The sequence below is a fragment of the Cupriavidus sp. GW822-FHT03E04 genome (assembly GCF_058801495.1).
Genome location: NZ_JBXANI010000013.1, coordinates 132,615 through 155,886, shown reverse-complemented (window position 1 = coordinate 155,886; position 23,272 = coordinate 132,615). Strand labels below are relative to the sequence as shown.

14 protein-coding genes, 3 tRNA genes and 1 other RNA gene are annotated in these 23,272 nt (G+C 66.1%); 8 read left to right on the top strand and 10 right to left on the bottom strand.

From position 1 onward, the window contains the following. Positions 1-24: 24 nt before the first annotated feature. Positions 25-2,535, bottom strand: a complete 2,511-nt coding sequence (locus tag AC1RQC_RS20385; RefSeq protein WP_492884416.1) for an adenosylcobalamin-dependent ribonucleoside-diphosphate reductase — start codon at positions 2,533-2,535, stop codon at positions 25-27. Between the two features lie 116 nt (positions 2,536-2,651). On the opposite strand from AC1RQC_RS20385, the gene ffs reads away from it, so the two are divergent. Next, an RNA gene (ffs, locus tag AC1RQC_RS20380) (signal recognition particle sRNA small type) lies at positions 2,652-2,750 on the top strand. Between the two features lie 184 nt (positions 2,751-2,934). Here ffs and AC1RQC_RS20375 read toward each other — a convergent pair. From AC1RQC_RS20375 to AC1RQC_RS20365, 3 genes are all read right to left on the bottom strand, one after another. Next, positions 2,935-6,552 (bottom strand): UvrD-helicase domain-containing protein, encoded by a 3,618-nt coding sequence (locus AC1RQC_RS20375; RefSeq protein ID WP_492884415.1) that lies wholly within the window; start codon positions 6,550-6,552, stop codon positions 2,935-2,937. Next, positions 6,549-9,464 (bottom strand): PD-(D/E)XK nuclease family protein, encoded by a 2,916-nt coding sequence (locus AC1RQC_RS20370; RefSeq protein WP_492373881.1) that lies wholly within the window; start codon positions 9,462-9,464, stop codon positions 6,549-6,551. Before AC1RQC_RS20370 ends, AC1RQC_RS20375 begins: the two co-directional genes overlap by 4 nt. Before the next feature lie 126 nt (positions 9,465-9,590). Further along, on the bottom strand, positions 9,591-9,857 hold the full coding sequence (locus AC1RQC_RS20365) for a hypothetical protein (protein WP_150983336.1): 267 nt from the start codon (positions 9,855-9,857) through the stop codon (positions 9,591-9,593). Between the two features lie 530 nt (positions 9,858-10,387). Between AC1RQC_RS20365 and trxA the strand changes: the two genes are divergently transcribed. The 6 genes from trxA (at position 10,388) to AC1RQC_RS20335 (ending at position 16,983) form a co-directional block, all read left to right on the top strand. After that, positions 10,388-10,714, top strand: coding sequence for a thioredoxin TrxA (gene trxA / locus AC1RQC_RS20360; protein WP_010814265.1), 327 nt, complete (start codon positions 10,388-10,390; stop codon positions 10,712-10,714). Positions 10,715-10,902: 188 nt separating this feature from the next. After that, positions 10,903-12,165 (top strand): transcription termination factor Rho, encoded by a 1,263-nt coding sequence (gene rho, locus AC1RQC_RS20355; protein WP_043347534.1) that lies wholly within the window; start codon positions 10,903-10,905, stop codon positions 12,163-12,165. A gap of 104 nt (positions 12,166-12,269) precedes the next feature. After that, on the top strand, positions 12,270-13,124 hold the full coding sequence (locus AC1RQC_RS20350; RefSeq protein ID WP_492373882.1) for a M90 family metallopeptidase: 855 nt from the start codon (positions 12,270-12,272) through the stop codon (positions 13,122-13,124). 243 nt (positions 13,125-13,367) lie between these two features. After that, positions 13,368-13,631 carry a type B 50S ribosomal protein L31 gene (locus AC1RQC_RS20345; protein WP_006157720.1) on the top strand — a complete coding sequence of 88 codons (264 nt, stop codon included), beginning with the start codon at positions 13,368-13,370 and terminating at the stop codon, positions 13,629-13,631. 187 nt (positions 13,632-13,818) lie between these two features. Beyond that, positions 13,819-15,606 (top strand): ArnT family glycosyltransferase, encoded by a 1,788-nt coding sequence (locus tag AC1RQC_RS20340; protein ID WP_492373883.1) that lies wholly within the window; start codon positions 13,819-13,821, stop codon positions 15,604-15,606. A 24-nt stretch (positions 15,607-15,630) separates the two neighbouring features. Then, entirely contained in the window at positions 15,631-16,983 is a 1,353-nt protein-coding gene (locus AC1RQC_RS20335; protein WP_492884414.1) for an MATE family efflux transporter, read from the top strand. A gap of 250 nt (positions 16,984-17,233) precedes the next feature. Here AC1RQC_RS20335 and AC1RQC_RS20330 read toward each other — a convergent pair. The 4 genes from AC1RQC_RS20330 to gltX form a co-directional block, all read right to left on the bottom strand. Continuing rightward, positions 17,234-17,310 (bottom strand) — tRNA-Asp (locus AC1RQC_RS20330). Between the two features lie 68 nt (positions 17,311-17,378). After that, positions 17,379-17,454, bottom strand: a tRNA-Glu gene (locus AC1RQC_RS20325). A gap of 110 nt (positions 17,455-17,564) precedes the next feature. Then, a tRNA-Ala gene (locus AC1RQC_RS20320) sits at positions 17,565-17,640 on the bottom strand. Positions 17,641-17,919: 279 nt separating this feature from the next. Next, the gene (gltX, locus tag AC1RQC_RS20315; protein ID WP_492809158.1) at positions 17,920-19,326 is read right to left on the bottom strand and encodes a glutamate--tRNA ligase; all 1,407 of its coding nucleotides are present in this window, start codon (positions 19,324-19,326) and stop codon (positions 17,920-17,922) included. A 248-nt stretch (positions 19,327-19,574) separates the two neighbouring features. Between gltX and AC1RQC_RS20310 the strand changes: the two genes are divergently transcribed. Next, positions 19,575-20,525: a patatin-like phospholipase family protein gene (locus tag AC1RQC_RS20310; protein WP_492373886.1), complete on the top strand. Its 951-nt coding sequence runs from the start codon at positions 19,575-19,577 to the stop codon at positions 20,523-20,525. Positions 20,526-20,605: 80 nt separating this feature from the next. Here the strand turns inward: AC1RQC_RS20310 and AC1RQC_RS20305 are convergent, their stop codons facing one another. Continuing rightward, on the bottom strand, positions 20,606-21,292 hold the full coding sequence (locus tag AC1RQC_RS20305; RefSeq protein WP_150983330.1) for a C40 family peptidase: 687 nt from the start codon (positions 21,290-21,292) through the stop codon (positions 20,606-20,608). Between the two features lie 286 nt (positions 21,293-21,578). Next, positions 21,579-23,219: an ABC transporter ATP-binding protein gene (locus AC1RQC_RS20300; RefSeq protein ID WP_492373906.1), complete on the bottom strand. Its 1,641-nt coding sequence runs from the start codon at positions 23,217-23,219 to the stop codon at positions 21,579-21,581. Positions 23,220-23,272 lie beyond the last annotated feature (53 nt).

Below are 23,272 nucleotides of genomic sequence, written 5' to 3'. Positions count from 1 at the left end.
TGCGTTGCCCTGCGCCCCAGGCCCCTAGCCACATTCCCCGACATACCCGCAGTTGGCGCACTTGGCGCAGCCATCGACCTTATGCAGGGCATGGGCACCGCACTCCGGGCATGGCTTGCCCGAGCGCAGCCCCATCCCGGCGGCCGGCATGCCAGCGCCACCCGTTGCCGGGGCCGCGCCACCACTGTCAACGGCACCCCCGCCTGGCCCTTCCAGCCCGGCCAGGCGGGCCGCAAGCGCCGCCACCGGCACTTGGATGCCCTCCGCATCGAGGAAACCCCGCTTGATCAGGATGCGCTGCAGGGCATACCCGATCGCCGCCACCTCGGAATCGTGGAAGCGCGGCACCTCGGTGCCGTCCTGGCGCGCCAGCGTGCCATAGCGCACCGTGCCCTTATCCCATACAACATTGCGCATATCGGCCAATGCCTTGGCGATCGAGCCCCCGGAACGCGCCACCATCGACAGCAGCCGCATGGTGGACGTGATCCACTGCTGGCCGTCGTTGCGTTGCCCGGCCGGCATGAAAAACTCCACCGGACGCTCCACGGCCACCGGCTTGCCATCGAGCTGGCCGGCCACACGCATGAAATTGACCGTCAGGTAGACCGTCTTGTGCCCCTCGTAAGTCATGTACTCGACCTTGGACGTCACACCTTCGAGGTCACCCACGGGCCGGCTCGCGAATGGCTTGCGCAGCGGGTCATCCGTCACAGCGGCCGTGGCGGGTGCAGCCGGGGCGCCGGCCGGCGGCGGCGTCACCGACAGCACCGCGCCCAGCACGCTATTGGGGCGGTAGGTGGCAAGCCCCTTCAGCCCCGCGCGCCAGGCTTCCAGGTAAAGATTGCGGAAGGCCTCGTATGGATAGTCCTCCGGCACGTTCACCGTCTTGCTGATGCTGGTGTCGATATAGGGCTGGACCGCCTCGAGCATCTTCATATGATCGAGCGCCGACATCTGCAGCGCCGTGACGAAACTGTCAGGCAACTGCGCCATATCACCGCCGAGGTGGCGATAAAGGCGCCAGGCATGATCGGCCACCTCGAACACCTTGTAGCTATCGTCCGCCATGCGCTTCTTGCGGTTGTAGGTCCACGAGAAAGCGGGCTCGATGCCGTTCGACGCGTTGTCGGCGAACGCCAGCGTGATGGTGCCGGTCGGGGCGATCGACAGCAGGTGCGAGTTGCGGATGCCGTCGCGGCCGATGGCGTCACGCACCGCCGCCGGCAGGCGCCGCGCGAAGCCGCTGGCCAGGTAGGCCTCGGCCTTGAAGAGGGGGAAGGCGCCCTTCTCCCGCGCCAGCCCGGCCGAGGCCAGGTAGGCTGTGTCGCGCAGGGTCTGCGCGATGCGCGCAGCCAGCGCGCGCCCCGCCTCGGCGTCATAGCGGATGCCCAGCATCACCAGCGCGCTGCCCAGCCCGAGGAAGCCCAGGCCAATGCGCCGCTTGGCATGCGCCTCGGCCTGCTGCTCCGGCAACGGCCAGTAGGTAACGTCGAGCACGTTGTCGAGCATGCGCACCGCCAGCCGCACCACCTCGGCGAAGGCTTCGAAATCAAAGCGGCTGTCCGTGCCGAAGGGCTGGCGCACGAAACGGGTCAGGTCGATCGAGCCGAGGTCGCAGCAGCCATAGGACGGCAGCGGCTGCTCCGCGCAGGGATTGGTGGCCTCAATGCGCTCGCAGTAATAAAGATTGTTGTCGTCGTTGATGTGCGACAGAAACAAGATGCCGGGCTCCGCATGGTCGTAGGTAGCCTGCATCACCTGATCCCACAACTGGCGAGCCGGCACGCGGCGATAGGCCCACTGGCCATCGTCGCGCCGGTACGCGCCCGCGGCGATGGTTTCCGCCGCGGGCTCGGCCTCGTGCACCAGCTCGACCTCGCCATCGGCCTCGACTGCGCGCATGAAGTCATCACTGACGCCGATCGAGATATTGAAGTTGGTCAGGTCGCCGCGGTCCTTGGCGTGGATGAAGGTCTCGATATCCGGGTGGTCGCAGCGCAGCACGCCCATCTGCGCGCCACGGCGCGAACCGGCAGATTCCACCGTGGCGCAGGAGGCATCGAACACCTTCATGAACGACACGGGCCCCGAAGCGCGCGAGTGTGTGCCCCTCACCAGCGCGCCGGCTGGGCGGATCGCGGAGAAGTCGTAGCCCACGCCGCCGCCGCGCCGCATGGTCTCCGCCGCCTGCGCCACCGCGGCGTAGATGCTCGGCTTGCCGCCACGCGCCTCGGAAACTGAGTCCCCCACCGGCTGCACGAAGCAGTTGATCAGCGTGGCCTCGATGCGCGTGCCGGCCGCCGAGTTGATCCGCCCCGCCGGCACGAAGCCCTGCTCCTGTGCCCACAGGAAGCGCTCAGCCCATTGCGCGCGCTGCGCCTCGGGCTCTGCCTCGGCCAGCGCGCGCGCCACCCGCTGGCGCACGTCGGCGGCGGTCGCCTCCTCACCCTTGGCGTACTTCTCCAGCAGGACTTCCGTGGAGATGTCCTGGGGCGGCAGCGTGGCGCGGAGCATCTGGTCTTTGGCATTCATCGTGGATCTCGCAGGTGTCTGGGTTGCATGGCTCAATCAAGCGACTCAATCAATTTACGCAATCAATTTCGCGGAAAACTGCCGGACCCGCCCGCTCTGGGTTACAATGCCGACCGGACGGGCCTCCTCGCATGGTGGCGCGGTCAACCTGGTCAGGTCGGGAACGAAGCAGCCACAGCCGTTTTCCGCCAGTGCCGAGGGTCAGGCTCGTCCCCCTAACATCCCCCTAGCTGTATTGCGCAGCTATCCAGCCGCAGCTGTCCAGCAGTAACTCCCCTCGCATCATCGCGCTTTCTTCAAGTCTGCGCATCAGGCCGCCGATAGCACAATGTTCGGCAGGGCCTCGCTGAATCCGCATCCACGCAATGCCCTCCCGTTTCCCATGATCCATGGACTCGCCTAGAACAGCGTGCCCTGGCGCGACGTTTGCAGCGCATCCGCCGCAATCCACTCCCCATCGGCCGTGGCCACGCCGGCCTCGACCCGCCGCCCGGGGAACATGGGCCTGACCGCTGCCACATAGCCTGCGAGCTGCTGCGCGTAGGCCGCGTGCTCCTGCGGCAGCAGGCGCAGCTTGTAATCGATGATCACCACCCGATCGGCAAACTCCACCAGGCGGTCGATCCGCAGCAGGCGGCCACGCGCATCGTAAAGCTCGACCTCATTGCGGGCGCTGAGCGCGCCCTGCGGGAACAGCAACGGCCGCAATGCCGGCGCCTCCAGCATCAATCGCGCGCCTTCGACCGCGGCATGCGCCTGGTCCCGCCACAGCGTGCGCGCCTGCGCTGTACCGGCTCCTGCCAGCGGGAACCAGCGCATCACCACCTCGGGCGTGGGCAAGCCCTCGAACGCCTCCGGGTAGCGCGTCACGCGTTCCAGCAGCGCGTGCAACAGTTCGCCATGGCGCGCCGCGTCGGCATCGAACACAATCGTGTGGTCGCCGTCCTCGCTCGTGGCGGCGCCCTGCCCCGCCTCCTCGTCCTCCCACGCCAGCACCGGCGCCAGGCTCTCGGCCGCTTCACGGTAACGCTGGCGAAAATCGGTAAAGCGCACGCATGCATCACTGCCGGCAGCGGCATCCGCCACGTCCTGCGCGGTGGCCGCCGGAAAGGGCTCGACTTCCACGCCGACGCCGGCCGCAAGCAGCCGCGCATACCAGCTACCGGCGATCTCGCGGTTGCCCTCGGCGCTGTCGGCGCTGCGCGATGCGCGCCCCTTGACACCGCTCACCAGCAAGCCCTGGCGCGCGCGCGTCATCGCCACATAGAGCAGGTTCCAGTTCTCGCGTTCGGCCAAGGCGGCCTCAGCCTCGAACAACGGCGCGCGAGCGAGCCCGCGCGTGCTGCGCTTGCCATAGGCGGAAAAATGCACCGGCACGCTTGAGGACGGCGGCCAGTCGATCAGGATGCCGCTCCGATCCGCGGCGGCGTCGCTATGATTTGCGTCGAGCAGCACGACGAACGGGGCCTCCAGCCCCTTGGCGGCGTGCACGGTGAGGATGTGGACCGCGTCCTGCGCATTGTCGGTGGCGTCGTCGGCATCGGCCTCGCCTTCCGCGTCTTCGGCGCTATCGGCCATGCCGCCTTCATCCGGGCTTTCGCCTTCTTCGCCGCGCCGGATTTCCTGCAACTCGTCGATGAACTTGGGCAGGCTCGGGTAGCGCCCGCCATCGAGGTCAAGCGAGAGCTTGAGGAAGGCATCGAGGTTGGCTAGTACCTGGTCGCGGATCTCGGCCGGCGCGGCCTCGGCGTAGCGCCGGCGCACTTCGCCGCCATGGTAGATGTGGTCGATCAGGTCATGCACCGGGCGATGCGGCGCCACCTCAAGCCAGTGGCGCAGGCGCGCGACGCCATCGCGCAGCGCCGGGCTGCCGAATTCGGGCAGCCCCTGCTCCCGCAGGCAGGCCCACCAGCCTGGCCGCGGCTCGCGCGCCTGGGCCATCTGCGCGATGGCGATCAGGTCCTCGTCGGTCGCGCCCACCAGCGGGCTCTTGAGCACATGGGCCAGGTCCAGGTCAGACTCCGGCGTCATCAGGAACGCCAGCAGCGCGGACAGGTCGAGCGCTTCCAGCGTAGCCAGCAAACCGCCGCGGCGCGGGCTCAGGCAGGGAATGCCGGCCTCGCGGAAAGCGCGCTCGTACTCCGCCAGATGCGTCTTGCGGCGCACCAGCAAGTGCACATCGCTCCAGCGCGCGGGCCGCGGGCCATTGCTGTCGGCAACCGGCACCGTGGCGCGGACATGCTTTAGCCAGGCCGCCACGCGCCGGCCCTCTTCGAGCCGCAGCGAATCGCCTTCGTGCTGGCGCGGCTGCGTCAGCGTATCGCGGTGGATGGCGGGGTCCCGCTCGGCTTCATCGTCATCGCTAGCCGCGTCGTCCTGCGGTGCCGGCTCTGCCTCGGGCTCGACCAGTGGCAACAGCCACACCGGGCCGCCGGGCTCGTCCAGTGCGGTCGTCTGCGTCTCGAACAGCGGATAGCGCCCGTCGGCGCGCCCGGTGTCGAACACCGCGTTGACCCAATCGAGCACTTCCGGGCGGTTACGGCGGGTGCGGTTGGTCCGCAGCACGGTGGCGCCAAAACCCGACTGCAGCATCTCGCCGGCGGTCTGGAACAGGCGCGCATCGGCGCGGCGGAAGCGATAGATCGATTGCTTGGGGTCGCCCACCAGGAATACCGTGGGCCGCTCACCCAGGCCTGCGTAGCCGGCCAGCCAGCCCTGCAGGATGCGCCATTGCAACGGGTTGGTATCCTGGAACTCGTCGAGCAACAGGTGGCGGTAGCGCGCATCGAGCCGGACTTGCAGGTACGTCGCGGTCTCTTCGTCGCGCATCAGCCGCGCGGCCAGCCATTCGAGGTCGGCGAAGTCCATCGCGCGCTGCTCGGACTTGTGGTGCTGGTAGCGCGTCAGCAGCGCGTCGCCCAGTTCATACAGCGCCAGGTTGACCGCCAGCACCGCGGCCTCGCAGCGGCGTTGCGCGACCTGCTCCAGCGCGGCGCACATGTCGCCGTGCTCGGCGAGGAACGCATCGACCATCGCCTCGCCACCGAGCGCTTTGGTCAGCGCCGTGGTGGCGCGTAGCGATCGCGGCTTGCCGGCGGCGGTAAAAAACGCGTCGCGCAATATCGCGAAGGTGCGCTCGGCGGGCTCGCCCCCTTCGGCGCCCGCCTCGCGCCAAGCGCGGATCGCCAGGATCGCATCGGCCAGGCGCGTAGCGTGAGCCTGCTCGGTCTTGCCGCCCCGGCCCAGTTGCGACGCCATGCCCTGGCAAGCGTCAAGCCAGCCGTCATCGGCCAGCACGTCCAGCAGCACGTCGACCTGGGCATCCTCGCCCAGGTCCGCGGCGAGCGCCTCGGCGGGATCGGCGCTTTCGCGGAACGCAAACCACTCGCTGCGCGCATGGAACATGGCGTCGAGCAAGGCCCGCGCCTGGAACTCGCCGATGGCATCCACCAGCCGCTCGAAGGCGACGCGCAGGTTGGCATACGGCGGCGTGGCCAGGGCCTGCCAGAACGGCGCCCAGGCCTCGCGCTTCATGCGCAGTGCGTCTTCGCGCAGCGTGGCGCCCGGCACGATGCCCGACGCCAGCGGCGCGCCGCGCAGCAGCGTGCCAAACCAGCCGTGGAAGGTATCGATGGCCATGCGCCCGGGCGCGGCCAGCACCTGTGCATGCAGGCCGCGCGCGCGCGGCAGCGCGGCGCGTGCGGCATCGGGCGACAGCCCGCGCTGCGTGAGCGCGGCAATCACCGCGTCGTCATCGTCGCGCGCGAGCTGCGCCAGCACTTCCAGCAAGCGCTCGCGCATTTCCTCCGCGGCCTTGCGCGTGAAGGTGATGGCGAGGATCTCGTGCGGCGCCGCGCCGGCCAGCAGCAGGCGCAGCAGGCGCGCCACCAGCAGCCAGGTCTTGCCGCTGCCCGCGCAAGCCTCGACCACCACGGAGCTGGCGGGGTCGCAGGCCGCGCGCGTGAACTCGGCCTCGGCCACCGGCTGGCCATCGCGCAGATAGGCGTGGATGCTCATGCGCGGCCTCCGATCCCCGGCGGCAACGCCGTGCTTTCCCAGAAGCCCTTGCGACACAGGCCGCGGGCGGTGCAGTAGGTGCATGCGCTGGCGTCCCCGAAGGCCGGCAGCGGCGCGTCCTGGCGCAGGCGCATCACGTCGCTGCGCAGTTGTTGTTCGAGCCACGCCACTGCGGCATCGAAGTCAGGCAGGCTCACTTCGCGCTGTGGCGCCGGCGGCCCGTCCTTCGCGCCTTCGAGCGCCACCCAGCTGCCAGCGGCAACGTCGGCGCGCAGCAATCCATAAAACGGCAACTGGCAATCCTCTTCCACGTCCCCGACCTTGCGCTTCAAGCGCAGCACGGTCTGGGTCTTGTAATCGAGCACCGCGCGGCTGCCGTCGCGCGCGCGATCGAGCCGGTCGATGCGGCCATTGACGCGCAGCGGCTGGCCGTCGGGCATGGGCAGGTCGACAGTGGCATCGAGCTCGCCATCGTCCCAAAACCAGCCCTGTGCCTCGCGTTCAGCCTGCCATGCCACGTAGGACGGCAGCACTTCGCACCAGCGGCGGTAGTAGCCGATGGCGTTGCCGTCTTCCTTCATCAGCGCGCCGAACTCGTGATCGGAAATCTCGCGCAGGCGCGCCAGGCGAGCATCTTCACGGCGCAAGCCGTCCTGCGACGCTTCGCGGTGGTAACGCAGCAGCACGCGGTGCAGCAGCTCGCCGATGTCGCGTTTTTCGAGGTCGTCGCTGACGACTTCCAGCCCCGCCAGCCCGAGCATGCGGCCGGCAAAAAACTGGTAGGGACAGCGACGCAGCATGTTGTACGCCTGCGCGCTCCAGCGCGCAGGCACCAGCTCCGATGCCGCGGGCGCGGGCATGCCGTCCACCTCGGCGAAGGTCTCGTGCAGCACCGGCAGCGCGCTCGCCTCGATCGGCGCGCCCGCGCGCGAGCACAGCGCGCTGAGCCGCTCGATCCAGCCCGACACATGCTTGGGCTCGCCACGCGCGCCAAGGCGCTGCCAGGTGAGCACCACGTCGTCGTTGTTCAGCAGGACCTCGGCCAGGTCGCGCGCCTGCTGGGCGAAGCGCACCTCGCGGTCTTCCAGTGCGAGCTCGCGCCGCATCTGGTTGGAGAAGAACATCAGCTCGGCCGCGCTGGAGGGAAGCTGCGTGTCGTCGCACCCCACCACCACGACCCCATCGAAGCGGCGCATGCGCGCGCCGTTAAGCGGCAGGATGGTGATGCGCGCGGCGCCGCTGGCCGAAGGCTCCTTGTAGGCAACCGACTCAAGCAAGGCTGACAGCATGGAGCGGAATTCGCCGAGATTGAGCGTGGCGCCGGCACCCGTCTCGTCCTGCGGCAGGTCGGCAAGGCGCGCCAGCGCATCGAGCATTTGTGTGCCCGCATCGTCGGCAGACAATGCCTCGCGCATGCCGAGCACATCCAGCGTGGCATCGAGGCGTTCCAGCCAGGTCGAGACCGGGTGCTGTGCGTTGCCGCGCGGCCACGCGCCGGCTTCGGCCGCAAGGTGCTGCACCAGCTCGCAAGCGGCCTGCCGGGCGGCGCGGCGCGCGTCGTCTTGCGCGGCGTCGCCGGCGTTGCTATCGCCGCCGGCCTGGTCGGCCGTATCAGGACGGAAGCGCTGCTGCAAGCGGCGCCAGCCACCGCTGATGCCGTCGCGCCGGATCTGCCGCTCCAGCGCGGCAATGGCCTCGCCGCGCAACGCGAAGTCTGGCAGGCAAAACGGGCTCTTTAGCAGGTCGAGCAAGGCCGAGGTATCGCCGTCCTGGTTGAGCAGGTCGAACCATCGCATCAGCGCAGCCGCGGCTCGCGTGGTCGAGAGCTTCCAGCCGGTTTCATCGCGCACCGGCGCGCCGGCCCGCGCCAGCAACGCGCGCGCGCGCCGCGCTACTACGCGATCGTGCGCCACCAGCGCCACGTGGCGGCGGCCGTCGTTGAGCCACTGCACCAGTTGCTCGGCGGCAGCGCCGGCCTCGTCCTCGAAGCGCGCGCTGCCGATCACGCGCACGCGCGGGCGCTCGGCCGGCAGGCTACGTGGCGCGCGGCGCGCGGCGGCTTCGTTCGCGCCAGGCAGCCGCGCCTCGGGCCACAGTGCCAGCAGGGTGTCGTACCAGTCGAGCTCCCCGTCCTCATCGCCCAAATCGGCATCGAGCGCGCTGCTCGGCGCCTGCGCGGACTGCGCGGTCCAGTCGTAGCCGATGCGGATCACCGGCACGAGCTCGGCGGCCTGCCGCAGGAACGCTTCCTCGATCGGCTGGGGCGGCGTTGGCCCGAGCCAGATGACCGGGCCGTCCAGGTGCTGGGCCAGCCGGTGCAGCGCGCGCCGGCGCGCGGGCAGCGGATCGTCCGGGCCGGACAAGGCTTGCCAGAAGGCCATCACGATGCGGGCTTCCTCACCGAGGAAGCGGGAGGACAGATGCGCGTAGGTCCGCTCCAGCGCGCCCTGCAGCAAGGCCGCGCGATCGTCCCCATCGACATCTTCATCGCGGATGGCGTCATCGTCGAGCCAGCGTGCGCTCAGTTCGTCGCTGATGGCGAGCAGCGTCTGCGCCAGCCCCCACGCCGCGGCCTCGGTCTGCGCGCCAAATGCGCGCCGCAGCCATTCCTGCGCACGGATGGCCTGCTGCACGGCCAGTAGCCGCGCCGCATGGCTGCGCACCGGGATCGGGTCGGGTGGCAAGTCGAGCAGCCAGTGGCCAATGGTGACGACCCGCGGCAGCAGCCGCGGCTTGCCGGCCGCGCGCGCGGCGGCATCCAGCGCCTGGCGCACGCCGGGGATCTGCGCAGCGGTGGGCACCACCACATGCGCGGCGGCTTGCTGCTCCCCGCAATGGTCGAGGAAATACCAGGCCGCGGCGGCGGCCTGCGGCAGGAAGTCGGGGCCGGGACGAAATTGCAGCGAGGTCATGAAGCGAGAGTAACGGCCGGATCGGATGCCATGGCGAGAAAGCGCACGGCGGTCAGCGCGCGCAGCCGGGCATCGCGCACGGGATGCGCGAAAGACGCGGGAATAACCGGCGAGCCCGGAGAGCCCTCAGTGACTGCCGGCCTCGAGGCGCGAGCGGATTTCGCGCGCGGTCTCCAGCAGGCCCTGGTAGCCGGAGCGTGCGTGCTCTGGCAGGTCGGGGTCGCCCACCAGCGTGCCCAGGGTCTCGATGACGCTGTAAAGGAGGCCCTTGGCCGCGCCGCCGGCAATGCTCTCTTGCTCGACCGCGGCATTGATGTGATCCAGCGCGTCGCTCAAGTGTTCCACTTCGGGGGGTTGCTGCGGATCCGGCTTGGAAGGGGTGTCTGGCGTCATGGTCTGTAGCCTTGTCTGTTGCGCGGAAAGGCGCCGGGCCGAGGCCGGGCGCATGATTCTATTCTACGCGCCCGGGGGCGCCGCGCGACCTTTGCATCGCATTGGATTGCGTTTGCTCAAGCCCCCCGCGCCGCGTATCAAAGCCGTGGCGGCGTTACTCATAAGTCACACATCAGGCACCTGACGGCGAGCTTCGGCGCGGCTCCCGATTGATAAAAGCTCTTGCGCCGATTAATACAATCATCCCACCAGGCTTGGCTTCGCGGGCAGAATGGTGCTACACGCCGCCGCATCGGCGGGTTTCATCACCGCGTACGGCAGCGCACCGTGAGGTTGATGGGCAGGGTATTGAATTCCCATCAACTGGTAACATATGAGCAACATCCCGCCAATCGTGGCTGTCCCGTCGCTCGGGACAAGCCCGCACCGGGTAAGGCGCGTGCCTACAGGTATGCGCAAACTCGTGTAATGTAGCGGTTCGGCAAATCCCGCCTTCAAATTAAACAGAGCGAAACCAGAGGTTTTCCGCCATGAGTGAACAAATCAAGTATGTGAGCGACGCCTCCTTCGACGCAGACGTGCTCCAGTCCGACAAGCCTGTCCTGCTCGACTTCTGGGCAGAATGGTGCGGTCCTTGCAAGATGATCGCCCCGATCCTGGACGAAGTGGCCAAGGACTACGGCGACAAGCTGCAGATCGCGAAGATCAACGTCGATGAGAACCAGCAAGTGCCGGCCAAGTTCGGCATTCGCGGCATCCCCACGCTGATCCTGTTCAAGAATGGCGCGGTTGCCGCGCAAAAGGTCGGCGCGCTGTCCAAGTCGCAGTTGACCGCATTCCTCGACGGCAATCTGTAATATGCCGGCCCGGGGCGCGGCGCCATCAGGCGCCCCCCCGGTGTAGCCACAATCCGACGTGCGTGCGCCTTCCCTGGCGCACCGTCCGGATTGTGCTAAGATGGCATCAACAACTTCCCCGAGCGTTCGCTCATTTCCTCCCCCTCCTTTAGGTCCAGCCCGTCCGGGCGCCTCTGTACCCCTCGTCTATGCACCTGACAGAACTCAAATCGCTTCACGTGTCTGCGCTTCTCGAAATGGCCGCGACCCTCGAGATCGACAACGCACAACGGATGCGCAAACAGGAGCTGATGTTTGCGATCCTGAAGAAGCGCGCCAAGCTGGGCGAAATCATCTTTGGTGACGGCACCCTGGAAGTCCTGCCGGACGGCTTCGGCTTCCTGCGCTCGCCCGAGACCTCCTACCTGGCAAGCACGGACGACATCTACATCAGCCCTTCGCAGATCCGCCGCTTCAACCTGCATACCGGCGACACGATCGAGGGCGAAGTACGGACCCCCAAGGACGGCGAGCGCTATTTCGCACTGGTGAAGGTGGACAAGGTCAACGGTCAAGCACCTGAAGCGGTCAAGAACCGCATCATGTTCGAGAACCTGACGCCGCTGCACCCGAACCGGCCGCTGACGCTGGAGCGCGAAATCCGCGCCGAGGAAAACATCACCGGCCGAATCATCGACATGATCGCGCCGATCGGCCGTGGCCAGCGCGCCCTGCTGGTGTCCTCGCCCAAGTCCGGCAAGACCGTGATGCTGCAGCACATCGCCCACGCGATTGCGAACAACCATCCGGAAGCGGACCTGTTCGTGCTGCTGATCGACGAACGCCCGGAAGAAGTGACCGAAATGATGCGCTCGGTGCGCGGTGAAGTGGTGGCGTCGACCTTCGACGAACCCGCCATCCGCCACGTGCAGGTCGCTGAAATGGTGATCGAAAAGGCCAAGCGCCTAGTCGAGCTCAAGCGCGACGTGGTGATCCTGCTGGACTCGATCACCCGCCTGGCACGTGCCTATAACACTGTGGTGCCGGCCTCGGGCAAGGTGCTGACTGGTGGTGTGGACGCCAACGCGCTGCAACGCCCCAAGCGCTTCTTCGGCGCTGCGCGTAACCTGGAAGAAGGCGGCTCGCTGACCATCATCGCCACCGCGCTGATCGAAACCGGCAGCCGCATGGACGACGTGATCTACGAAGAGTTCAAGGGCACCGGCAACATGGAAGTGCACCTGGAACGCCGCCTGGCGGAAAAGCGCGTCTATCCGTCGATCAACCTGAACAAGTCCGGCACGCGCCGCGAAGAACTGCTGATCAAGCCCGAGATCCTGCAAAAGGTCTGGGTGCTGCGCAAGTTCATCTCGGACATGGATGAAGTGCAGGCCATGGAGTTCATTCTCGACAAGATGAAGGCGACCAAGAACAACGCCGAGTTTTTCGATATGATGCGCAGAGGCGGCTGATCGTTCGCTATGCCGCGCGCTGCGGTTCGCGCGTTGGCAATGCACTGGAAGGGCGCGCCTCGGCGCGCCCTTTTGCATTTCCGCCCTGTGCCTGCAGGAGTCCCATGTTCGGCCGACTGAGCCACTTCCTGCGTGCGCGCTCGCGCGTGCGCAAACTCGAACACTACGCCATTCCCGACGCGCTGTGGGCGCACACGGTGGCCACGCTGCCGTTCGTGCAGCGCTATGGCGCCGCCGAGCTCGCCGCCTTGCGCGAGCTCGCCACCCTGTTCATCGCCGACAAGGAATACTCCACCGCGCACGACCTGCCGCTCACCGACGAGATGGTGACGAGCGTCGCGCTGCAAGCCTGCGTGCCCATTCTCAAGCTGGGCATCGAGTGGTATCGCGGCTGGCGCGGCATCGTGCTCTACCCCGGCGAATTCGTCATCCGCCGCACCGTCGAGGACGAGATCGGGCTGGTGCATGGCGTGGTCGAGCAAGCCAGTGGTGAAGCCTGGGAACACGGACCGGTCATCCTTTCCTGGCCTGATGTGCAGACGCCCGGCGCCGGACTGAATGCACGCCATGCCCACCACCCCGATGACACCTACAACGTAGTCATCCACGAGTTCGCCCACAAGCTCGACATGCTCGACGGCGAGCCGGACGGCGTGCCGCCCTTCTCACGCGTGCTCCATCCGGGCATCGACCGAGAGCAATGGGCCGAGTCCTTCCTCACAGAGTACGACCGCTTCGCGGACGCCTGCGAGCAGCAGTCCGACCATGCCTGGGACCATCCGGAACGGCTGCCGCCGGCGCTGCGGGTGATCGACCCATATGGCTGCGAGGCGCCGAGCGAGTTCTTCGCCGTGGCCTCGGAGACCTTCTTTGTCGAGCCGGCCGGCCTTCGCAGGCACTGGCCGGTCCTCTATGATTCGCTCGCGGCGTTCTATCGTCAGGATCCGGCCTCGATGTGATCGAAGGTCAACCTTTCGGCACCCTCGGCCGCCGTGCGCATCGCGCACTCAAAACTTGCCCAGCTTTTTGTTTTTCTGCGATAATCCCGGATTGTCCGTTATCGGCAAGTGGTTCGTTCGCCGCAACGCTGCCAGTGCAATCAGCGCATCCAGCTTCTGGCGCTTTTTTTAGCGCTTTTGGCAATGGCAGCAGCAGCAGCACGGCAAACAACGGACTGGCTACCCAACCTGAAAGGAAACACCATGAAAGAAGGCATTCACCCGAATTATCGCGAAGTCGTATTCCTCGACGTGTCGAACGACTTCAGCTTTGTGACCCGCTCGACCATCCAGACGCGCGACACGATCACCCGCGACGGCAAGGAATACCCGCTGGCCAAGATCGAAGTGTCGTCGGAATCGCACCCGTTCTACACCGGCACCCAGAAGATCATGGACACGGCCGGCCGCGTCGAGAAGTTCCGTCAGAAGTTCGGCAGCAAGCTGAACAAGCTCACCGCGAAGTAATTCGCCGCGAGCCCGCTCGCTGCATGGCCTCGGACAAAATGCTCCGGCGCCGCGCACCCAAGCAAAGAGGCAGCATCGGCTGCCTCTTTGCTTTTGCAGCCTCCGCGCGATCGGCACCAACCGGCGCCCTGCGGACGCAGCTAACCGGGAGCGCCCCGCCCCGGCGGCCCCCTAGACCCACCAATCAATGAGCGCAGCCAAGACTTCCCGTGTCCACCTGACCGCAGCCGCCACCGGTACGCTTCCGCGCGCACTGTTGCTGGCCATCTGCATCATTTACGGCCTGGCTGGCCTGTTCGGCCGCGATCCGTGGAAAAACGAGGATGCGGCCGGCTTCGGCGTGATGTGGCAACTGGCCACCGGCGGCACCCAGGACTGGCTGATGCCCAATATCGTGGGCCGCCCTTACGGCGAAGACGGCCCGCTGGTGTTCTGGGTTGGCGCCCTGATGATCCGCCTGTTTGGCGGCTGGCTTGGCGCGCCGGACGCGTCGCGCATCGCCACGGCACTCTTTTACTTCGGCACCTGTTCACTGATCTGGTACGCGACCTACCTGCTCGGCCGGCGTGCCGAGGTCCAGCCTTTCGCCTATGTCTTCGGCGGCCAGCCCAACGCGCGCGACTACGGCCGCACGCTGGCCGACGGCGCCCTGCTGATCTTCCTGGCCTGCGTGGGCCTGGCCATGCGCGGCCACGAAACCACGCCACAGGTTGGGCAGGTTTGCTTTGTCGCCATGAGCCTGTATGGCATGGTGCGCAGCCTGGACAAGCCAATCCAAGGTGGCATCTGGCTGGGCGTCGGGCTGGGCGCGCTGACCCTGTCCAGCGGGCCAGTCATTCCGCTGGTCTTGCTGGCGTCGGTCATCATCTGCGGCCTGGCCTGCAAGCCCCTGCCCCTGCCGCGCGTGCTGCTGGCAAGCGTGCCGCTGGCACTGGCGCTGGTGGCAGCCTGGATGGCCGCCGCCTACTTCGGCGCGACCGACCACAACGATGCCGTGACTTTTATCCGCGAGTGGTCGCGCTACGATCGCCGCACCTATGGCGCGCCGAACGCCGCTGCGCTCAACTTCATTGCACGCAACCTGCTGCTGTTTACCTGGCCGGTGTGGCCAATTGCCTGCTGGGCCTGGCTGAGCTGGTCGGGCATGCGCCGTGCGCCGCATGTGGCGCTGCCCCTGGCGATGCTGCTGCCGCCGCTGCTGCTGCTGTTTCTGCTGCGTGCGCCGGGCGACGTACAGTTCATCCTGCTGCTGCCGCCGATGGCCGTGCTTGCCGCGTTCGGGTTGCCGACGCTCACGCGCGCCGCCATCAACGCGATCGACTGGTTCGCCTTGCTGTTCTTCACCATCTTCGGCGGCTTCGTCTGGTTCATGTGGATCGCCAGGACGACGGGCCAGCCTCCGCGCGTCGCGGCCAATATCTATCGCCTGCTGCCGGGCTTCCAGCAAGACTTCACCGTCAGCGCAGTCGTCTATGCGCTGCTGGTGACGGCAGCCTGGATCCTGATCGTGCGCTGGCGCCTGTCGCGCGCGCCGAAGCAGATCTGGCGCCCGGTGGTGATTTCGGCCGCCGGCACCACCCTGATGTGGGTGCTGGCCATGACGCTGTGGATGCCTTCGATCAACTACGGCAAGACCTATCGGGACGTGGCCCAGGCCGCCTCGATGGCGCTGCCCACGGCGTATAACTGCGTGCAGCCGATTCGCATGGGCGACGCGCAGCTGGCTTCGTTTGCCTATTTCGGCCATATCCGCTTTGGCGGCCCGGATGACGGCTGCGACGTCCTGCTGCGCCACGACCCCGTCGACTACGGCGAGCCCACCAGCATCTCGCACTTCGAATGGCGCCTGATCTGGGAAGGCCGGCGCCCCTCCGATCGCGACGAGCGCTTCCGCATGTATCGCCTGGTCGATATGTCCCGGGTCGCACCACCCCGGCCCAGCCTGCCTGGACGCCGGCTGCCAAGCCACCCCTGACGTGGCGGCGCCACGCCTGCCCGCATGAGCATGTTCCACGATATCCGCCGCATTTCCGTGCTGGCCGCGCCGGTCCTGGTCGGCCAGCTTGCGGTGATCGCCTTTGGCGTGATCGACACCATCATGGCCGGGCGAGCCTCTGCCATCGACCTGGCCGCCGTGGGGCTGGGCGGGTCCATCTACATCACGGTCTACATCAGCTTGATGGGCGTGCTGCAGGCGCTTTCCCCGATCGCCGGTCAGCTCCATGGCGCCGGGCGCGCGGCGGAAATTGGCAATGAAGTCAGACAGGCCGCCTGGCTGGGACTGGCGCTGGCCATCCCCGGCATGTTGCTGCTGTTGTTCCCCGGCCCGCTGCTGGAGTTTGCCCAGGCACCGCCGGAGCTGGTCGAGAAGGCAACGCAGTACCTGCATATCCAGGCGTTTGGCTTGCCGGCCGCACTGGGCTTTCGCATCTACTCCGCGCTCAACAACGCCTTGTCGCGCCCGATCATGGTGACCGTACTGCAGCTCGTCGGGCTGGTAGTAAAGATTCCGCTCAATGCCTGGTTCATCGACGGTGGCTTCGGCCTGGCCCCGATGGGCGGGCCGGGCTGCGCGCTCGCCTCGGCGCTGATCAGCTGGATCTGGTGCATCTCCGGCATCCTGATCCTGCGGCGCAACGCGGCCTACCGCCCTTTGCAGATCTTTTCCAGCTGGGCGTGGCCGCAAGCGCAGCCGATCCGCGCACTGCTGCGCCTGGGCGTGCCGATGGGGCTGACCTACCTGATCGAGATCACCTCGTTTACGTTGATGTCGATCTTCATCACGCGCATGGGCACCGTGGTGCTGGCTGGCCACCAGATCATTGCCAACCTGGGGGCCGTGGCCTATATGTTGCCGCTGTCGCTGGCGATTGCCACCTCCACGCTGGTAGCACAGTCCATCGGTGCGCGCGATCAGGACAGCGCACGCCGTATTGCCCGCCGCGGCATCTGCCTGGCAGCTACGCTGGCGATCATGGTCGGCGGCCTGCTGTGGATCCTGCGAGAACCGCTGCTGCATGCCTACGCAAAGGATCCGGCAGTGGTACGCGCTGCCCTTCCTCTCATGTTGTTCATCGCCTTCTACCAAGCATTCGACGCGGTCCAGGTCATGACGGCATTCATCCTGCGCGCCTACAAGATCGCACTGGTGCCGACCTTGATCTACGCGATATCTCTCTGGGGAGTCGGCCTGGGGGGCGGCTACGTGCTGGGCTTTGGCCTGATCGATGCCCTGCCCGCCTTCACGCGTGGAGCAGCGGGGTTCTGGCTGGCTAACAGCATCAGCCTCGCGATCGCCGGCTCGCTGCTGGTGCGCTACTTCGTCACAGTCAGCCGGCGCCGTACAAGCTGAGCAAGCCTGGAACGCGCAGCGGATGGATTATCTCCGCTGCGACAAGGGCATATAGCCGAACAAGCGCAGACCGCGACCAGCCACAACGCGATAATGCCTGCCTGGCTATCAGGCATGGCCCGGCATAATGTCGCCGCACCACCACCATGCGCGAGCCGAATCAAATAGCAGGGATTATCGGAAACTGATCGAGTGAATGCCGAACGGCAAAAGAAAAAACCCGCATGGCATAACCATGCGGGTTTAGTTTTGGCGGAGTGGACGGGACTCGAACCCGCGACCCCCGGCGTGACAGGCCGGTATTCTAACCAACTGAACTACCACTCCATACTCTTACTTATCATCGACAGTGATGCTTTCGACGACAAACCGAACGTTTGGTTACGTTCGTTATTTGGCGTCCCCAAGGGGATTCGAACCCCTGTACTCACCGTGAAAGGGTGATGTCCTAGGCCTCTAGACGATGGGGACAGAAACTTGTCTTTCGACTTATTCCGTCTGGCACCGTGAATATCCAAAAAACAAGATTTTCACAGCACCCTGGAAATCTCGATTTACTACACTCGAAACTTCCGGCATTTTGGTGGAGCTAAGCGGGATCGAACCGCTGACCTCTTGCATGCCATGCAAGCGCTCTCCCAGCTGAGCTATAGCCCCATGGTACTACGTTACCGCCCACTTCTTTTTCTGCCGCCACCTTCGCAGCGTTTCGCGTTTGTTTCTTCGTTTCAGCGAAGACAAGATTATATAAACAACCTTGCTTTTTTGCAACCCTTTTTTTAACTTTTTTCTGCGATCCACATTACTGCGGGATTACTTCTTATCGCTTCCATCCGTTATGCCCGCTTGGTTTTTGTCCGCGCTGCAGGGAGAACAAGATTATGCTGAATTCCTGGCAGTAGCGCAAGCCCCTGTCAGGAATTTCTGCAAATTATTTCAGGCGAGCCCGGCCTGGATGCGGCGCAGCACCGTATCGCGCCCAAACAACTCCAGCACGGCATCGATGGCAGGCGTCTGCAACTGCCCCGCCACCAGCAGGCGGACCGGCATGGCCAGCTTGGGCATCTTCAGGCCGAACTCGGCCAGCACCGCTTTGAAGGCCGCGCTGATCTCCTCGCGCTTCCACTCGGTGAGTGCCGCCAGCCGCGTGGCCAGGGCCTGCAGTGCCGGCAGGATGTCGGCGTTGAGGTGTTCTGCCTTGAGCGCCGGATCCGGCTGCGGCTCGCCGCGGTAGAACAGCAGCGCGGCCTGAGCCACGTCCTTCAGGGTATTGGCACGGTCCTTCACCAGCCCGATGACACCCTCCAGGCTTGCGCCCTCCACCTTGCCACCCAGCGCCTCGATGAACGGCTGGGTCAACCCGGCCAGGCGCGCATTGTCGCCTACCTTGATGTAGTGGTTGTTCAGCCAGGCCAGCTTTTCCGGGTTGTACTGCGCCGGCGACTTGCCCAGGTGCTCCAGGTCGAACCATTCCACGAACTGCTCGCGCGAGAAGATCTCGGCGTCGCCATGTGCCCAGCCCAGGCGGGCCAGATAGTTTAGGACGGCCTCGGGCAGATAGCCTTCGTCGCGGTAGCCGGTCACGGGCATGGCGCCATGGCGCTTGCTCATCTTCTCGCCCTGCTCGTTGAGCACGGTCGGCAAGTGCGCGTACACGGGGGCAACGCCACCCAGTGCGCGGATAATGTTGATCTGGCGCGGGGTGTTGTTGACGTGGTCGTCGCCGCGGATCACGTGGGTGATGCGCATGTCGAGATCGTCGATCACCACGCAGAAGTTATAGGTCGGCGTGCCGTCCGGGCGCGCGATCACCAGGTCGTCCAGCTCGTCGTTGGAGATTTCGATCCGGCCCTTGACCGCATCGTCCCAGACCACGCTGCCGCCAATCGGGTTCTTGAAGCGGATCACCGGCTGCACGCCGGCCGGCGGCGCCGGCAGGACCTTGCCCGGCTCGGGACGCCAGAACCCGTTGTAACGCGGCTTCTCGCCGCGCTCGCGCTGCGCGTCGCGCAGCGCGTCCAGCTCTTCGGTGCTCATGTAGCAAGGATAGGCCAGCTCGCTGTCCAGCATCTGCTTGACCACCTCGCGATAGCGGTCCATGCGCTCCATCTGGTAGAACGGGCCTTCGTCGATATCGAGATCGAGCCAGGCCATGCCTTCCAGGATCACGTCCACCGATTCCTGCGAAGAACGCTCGACGTCCGTGTCCTCGATGCGCAGGATGAAATCGCCCTTCATGCGGCGCGCAAAGGCCCAGGGGTAGAGCGCGGAGCGGATATTGCCGAGGTGAATGAAGCCGGTCGGGCTCGGCGCGAAGCGGGTGCGGACGCGTTGTTGTGTCATAGAGGAATGAAACAAAAAAGCCCGCGCACGAATGCGCGCAGGCCGGAGTGTAGGATCGCCGCATTATAGCAAGCAGGGCGCGGCATCCCGCCCCATCCGGCGCCGGGATGCCCGGCCGCGCGGAATCATTTATGCTCTGCCCGGTCTGAATGCTGTCGCGCGGGACGCGTGGCCAGCGCGGACGGCACATTCCTGCCGTCGCGGCGCTAGCTATGCCTAATGCGCCACTTCTCTTCCCTCGGTTATCCATGCAACGACGCAATTTCCTTGGCGCCGGCGCGGCAGCACTGCTGGCCGCCTGCTCCTTTGGCCCCAGGCCGGGCACCCTCACCGCCACACCGGAAACACCGGTCGTGCCGTCCCTGGTGCCCGTGGTGCCACCTCGCCCCATCAGGATCGGCCTCGCGCTTGGCGGCGGCGCCGCGCGCGGCTTTGCCCATATCGGCGTGATCAAGGCGCTGGAGGCGCAAGGCATCCACCCGGACCTCGTCACCGGCACCAGCGCGGGCGCGGTGGTCGCAGCGCTCTACGCTTCGGGCATGAGCGGCTTCCAGCTCAACAAGCTGGCGCTGACGATGGACGAAGCCGCCATCGCCGACTGGGCCCTGCCCTTTGGCACCCGTTTCGGCGGCTGGCTCAAGGGCGAGGCGCTGCAGAACTATGTGAACAAGCTGATCGCCAATCGCTCCATCGAGTCCATGAAACTGCCGCTGGGCATCGTCGCCACCGATCTCAAGACCGGCCAGGGCATCCTGTTCCGGCGCGGCAATACGGGCCAGGCGGTGCGTGCGTCGAGTAGCGTGCCGGGGGTGTTCCAGCCAGTCTCGATCCAGGGACACGATTATGTGGACGGTGGCCTGGTCGAGCCCGTGCCGGTGGACTCCGCGCGTACCATGGGCGCGGACTTCGTGATTGCCGTGAATATCTCCGCCGAGCCTTCCAGCCAGAAAAGCAATGGCCAGAGCGGCGTATTGCTCCAGACCACCGCCATCATGGGGCAGTCGATCAGCAAGATGGCGCTGGCGCGAGCCGACATTGTGATCCGCCCCGACCTGCCGGACATGAGCGGCAGCGACTTCAACTCGCGCAACCGCGCCATCCTGGCCGGCGAGCAAGCCGCCGCCGCCGTGATGGCGAGCCTGCGCGACAAGCTCGCCCAGGCACGGCTGCGGCCCGCCGGCACGGTAGCCGCGCAGTAAGCGGCAGGCAGCACAAACGAAAAAAGGACTGCGTGGCAGTCCTTTTTCCTTGACTGGCGCGGACCGCGTCCGCGCGCCGATCAGCCGCCGTAGAGCGGGCGATTGACTGCATTCGGATCGAAACGCTTCAGGGTCTCGACCATATTGCCAAGGTTGTTAGCACTGCCGCTGTCCTGCGGCGCGTCATCGATACGGCGCGCACCGTTATAGCGCGTCACCCAATACGAGGCACGCATGTCGTCGACGCGGATCTTGCTGCCGGTGGACGGCGCGTGGACGAACTTGTTGTCGCCAATATAGATGCCAACATGCGAGAAGGTGTGGCGCATGGTGTTGAAGAACACCAGGTCGCCGGGGCGCAGGTCGTTGGATGCCACGGTGGTGCCGACCTGGCTCATCTCGACCGAGCGGCGCGGCAGCACAAAGCCAAAGGTGTCATTGAACACGTAGCGAACGAAGCCGCTGCAGTCCAGGCCCGATTCTGGGCTGTTGCCACCGAAGCGGTAGCGCACGCCAATCAGCCCGAGGGCATTCATGACCAGGTCGCCGGCCTTGCTGGCCACATGGCTGGTGGAATTCATGACCGAAGAAAGCAAGCCGCGCTTGCCTTCCGGATGCGGGTCCGCACTCAGTTCGGTACGTGCATCGATGCGGGCGTCGGGATCCTTGAACACCGTATCAGCCAGCACTCCATTCGATAGAGTGGCACCGCAGGCAATGGCAATTCCTACGGCGCCGCGCGCCAGGGAATGAAGCATTCGCTGCATTGGTTCTCCTGATGAATCGTTCTTGACCGCCCCCGGGAAAACACACCGGGCGGGCTTGAAATCAATGGGATGACTCGCACGCAAAAAGCGGACCAAGTGATGCAAACCACTCGCCACACGCATAAGCGACGCGCGAACCACCCCCGAAAATAGTTCTCGCCGGATGGTATAAGGTTGTCATCCACATGTCAAAGTTCGTTACAAAATTCAAATAAAACGCTTTGCAATCAAGGCTATACGACGAAAGTCGCAGATGCTTTCTCGGTTTGATTATGTCAACCGCAGGTCAATCGGGTGACACCCTGAGTTCAGCTGCACCAAGTTGTGGCGGCGTCGGGTCGCTCGCACCAATTTCGGCCGCGATCATGAGCTTGCGGGTATATGCGTGCTGCGGAGCACCCAGGACGGCCTCGGTATCCCCTGCTTCGACCACCTCGCCGGACTTCATCACGATGACGCGGTGCGCCATGGCGCGGATCACCGCGAGATCGTGGCTGATGAAGAGATAGCTCAGGTTGTACTTGCGCTGCAATTGCGTCAGGAGCGCCAGCACCTGCTGCTGGATGGACACGTCGAGCGCCGAGGTGGGTTCGTCGAGCACCAGCACCTGCGGCTTGAGGATCAGCACGCGCGCGATGGCAACGCGCTGGCGCTGGCCGCCGGAAAACTCGTGCGGATACCGCCCCAGGGCAGTGCGGTCCATGCCTACCTCTCGCAGCGCCTCAGTGACGCGCTGGCGCATGGCATCGCGCGACAAGCCAGGCTGGTGCAGGGCCAGGCCCTCCCCCACGATCTGCTCAATGGTCATGCGCGGCGACAACGAGCCGAACGGATCCTGGAACACCACCTGCAAGCGCGAGCGCAAGGCGCTGCGCTCGCGCCGGGAGACCTCGTCCAGGCTCTTGCCCAGGAACTGGATATCCCCGGCGCCGCGGCGCTGCAGGTTCAGCACCGCATGGGCCAACGTGGTCTTGCCTGAGCCCGACTCGCCCACGATGCCGATGGTCTCGCCCTCGCGCAGCGCGAAATTCACGTCCTTGACGGCGGCAAACTGGTCGCGGCCAAACCATCCGGCCAGGCCGCGGCGCTTGCGCGCATAGTTCACGCACAAGCCGCGCGCCTCCAGCAACACGGGGGCTAGCGGCACAAGCGGAAGCACCTCGCGCCGCGGACGGCTGTCGATCAGCTTGCGGGTGTAAGGATGCTGGGGCGCTGCGAAGATCGCGGCAGTCTCGCCAACCTCGACCAGCACGCCCTTCTCCATCACCCCCACTCGCTGGGCGAAGGCCCGCACCAGGTTGAGGTCGTGCGTGATCAGCATCACGGCCATACCGAACTCCGCCTGCAGGTCGCGCAGCAACTCCAGGATCTGGACCCGGATGGTGACGTCCAACGCCGTGGTGGGCTCGTCGGCCAGCAGCAGCTTGGGCCGGCAGGCAAGCGCCATGGCAATCATGGCGCGCTGGCGCTGGCCACCCGAAAGCTGGTGGGGAAAGCTGTCGAAACGGTGCGCCGCGTCGCTGATGCCCGTGCGCTCGAGCAGCGCGATGGCACGCTCGCGCGCCGCGCGCCGGTCCAGGCCCTCATGCAGCGCCAGCGTCTCCACAATCTGGTTGCCAATGGTGTAGAGCGGATTGAGCGCGGTCATCGGCTCCTGGAAGATCATGGCGATGTCGGCGCCGCGGATGCCGCGCATCTCGCGCTCCGACACCTTGAGCAGGTCGCGCCCCTCGAAGCGCACCGAGCCCTGGTAGCGCGCATCGTCCACCAGGCGCAGCATCGCCAGCGCCGTGACAGTCTTGCCCGAGCCTGACTCGCCCACCAGCGCAAAGCGCTCGCCGGCGCGCAAGTCGAAGCTGACATCGCGCACCGCCCGGGTGGCATCCTCGCCATGACCGAAGGTGACTGACAGGCTGTCGATGCACATCAGCGGGCCGCCGGCATCCCCCTTGGCTTGCGCGGGTTGCGTTGGGTCGTTGG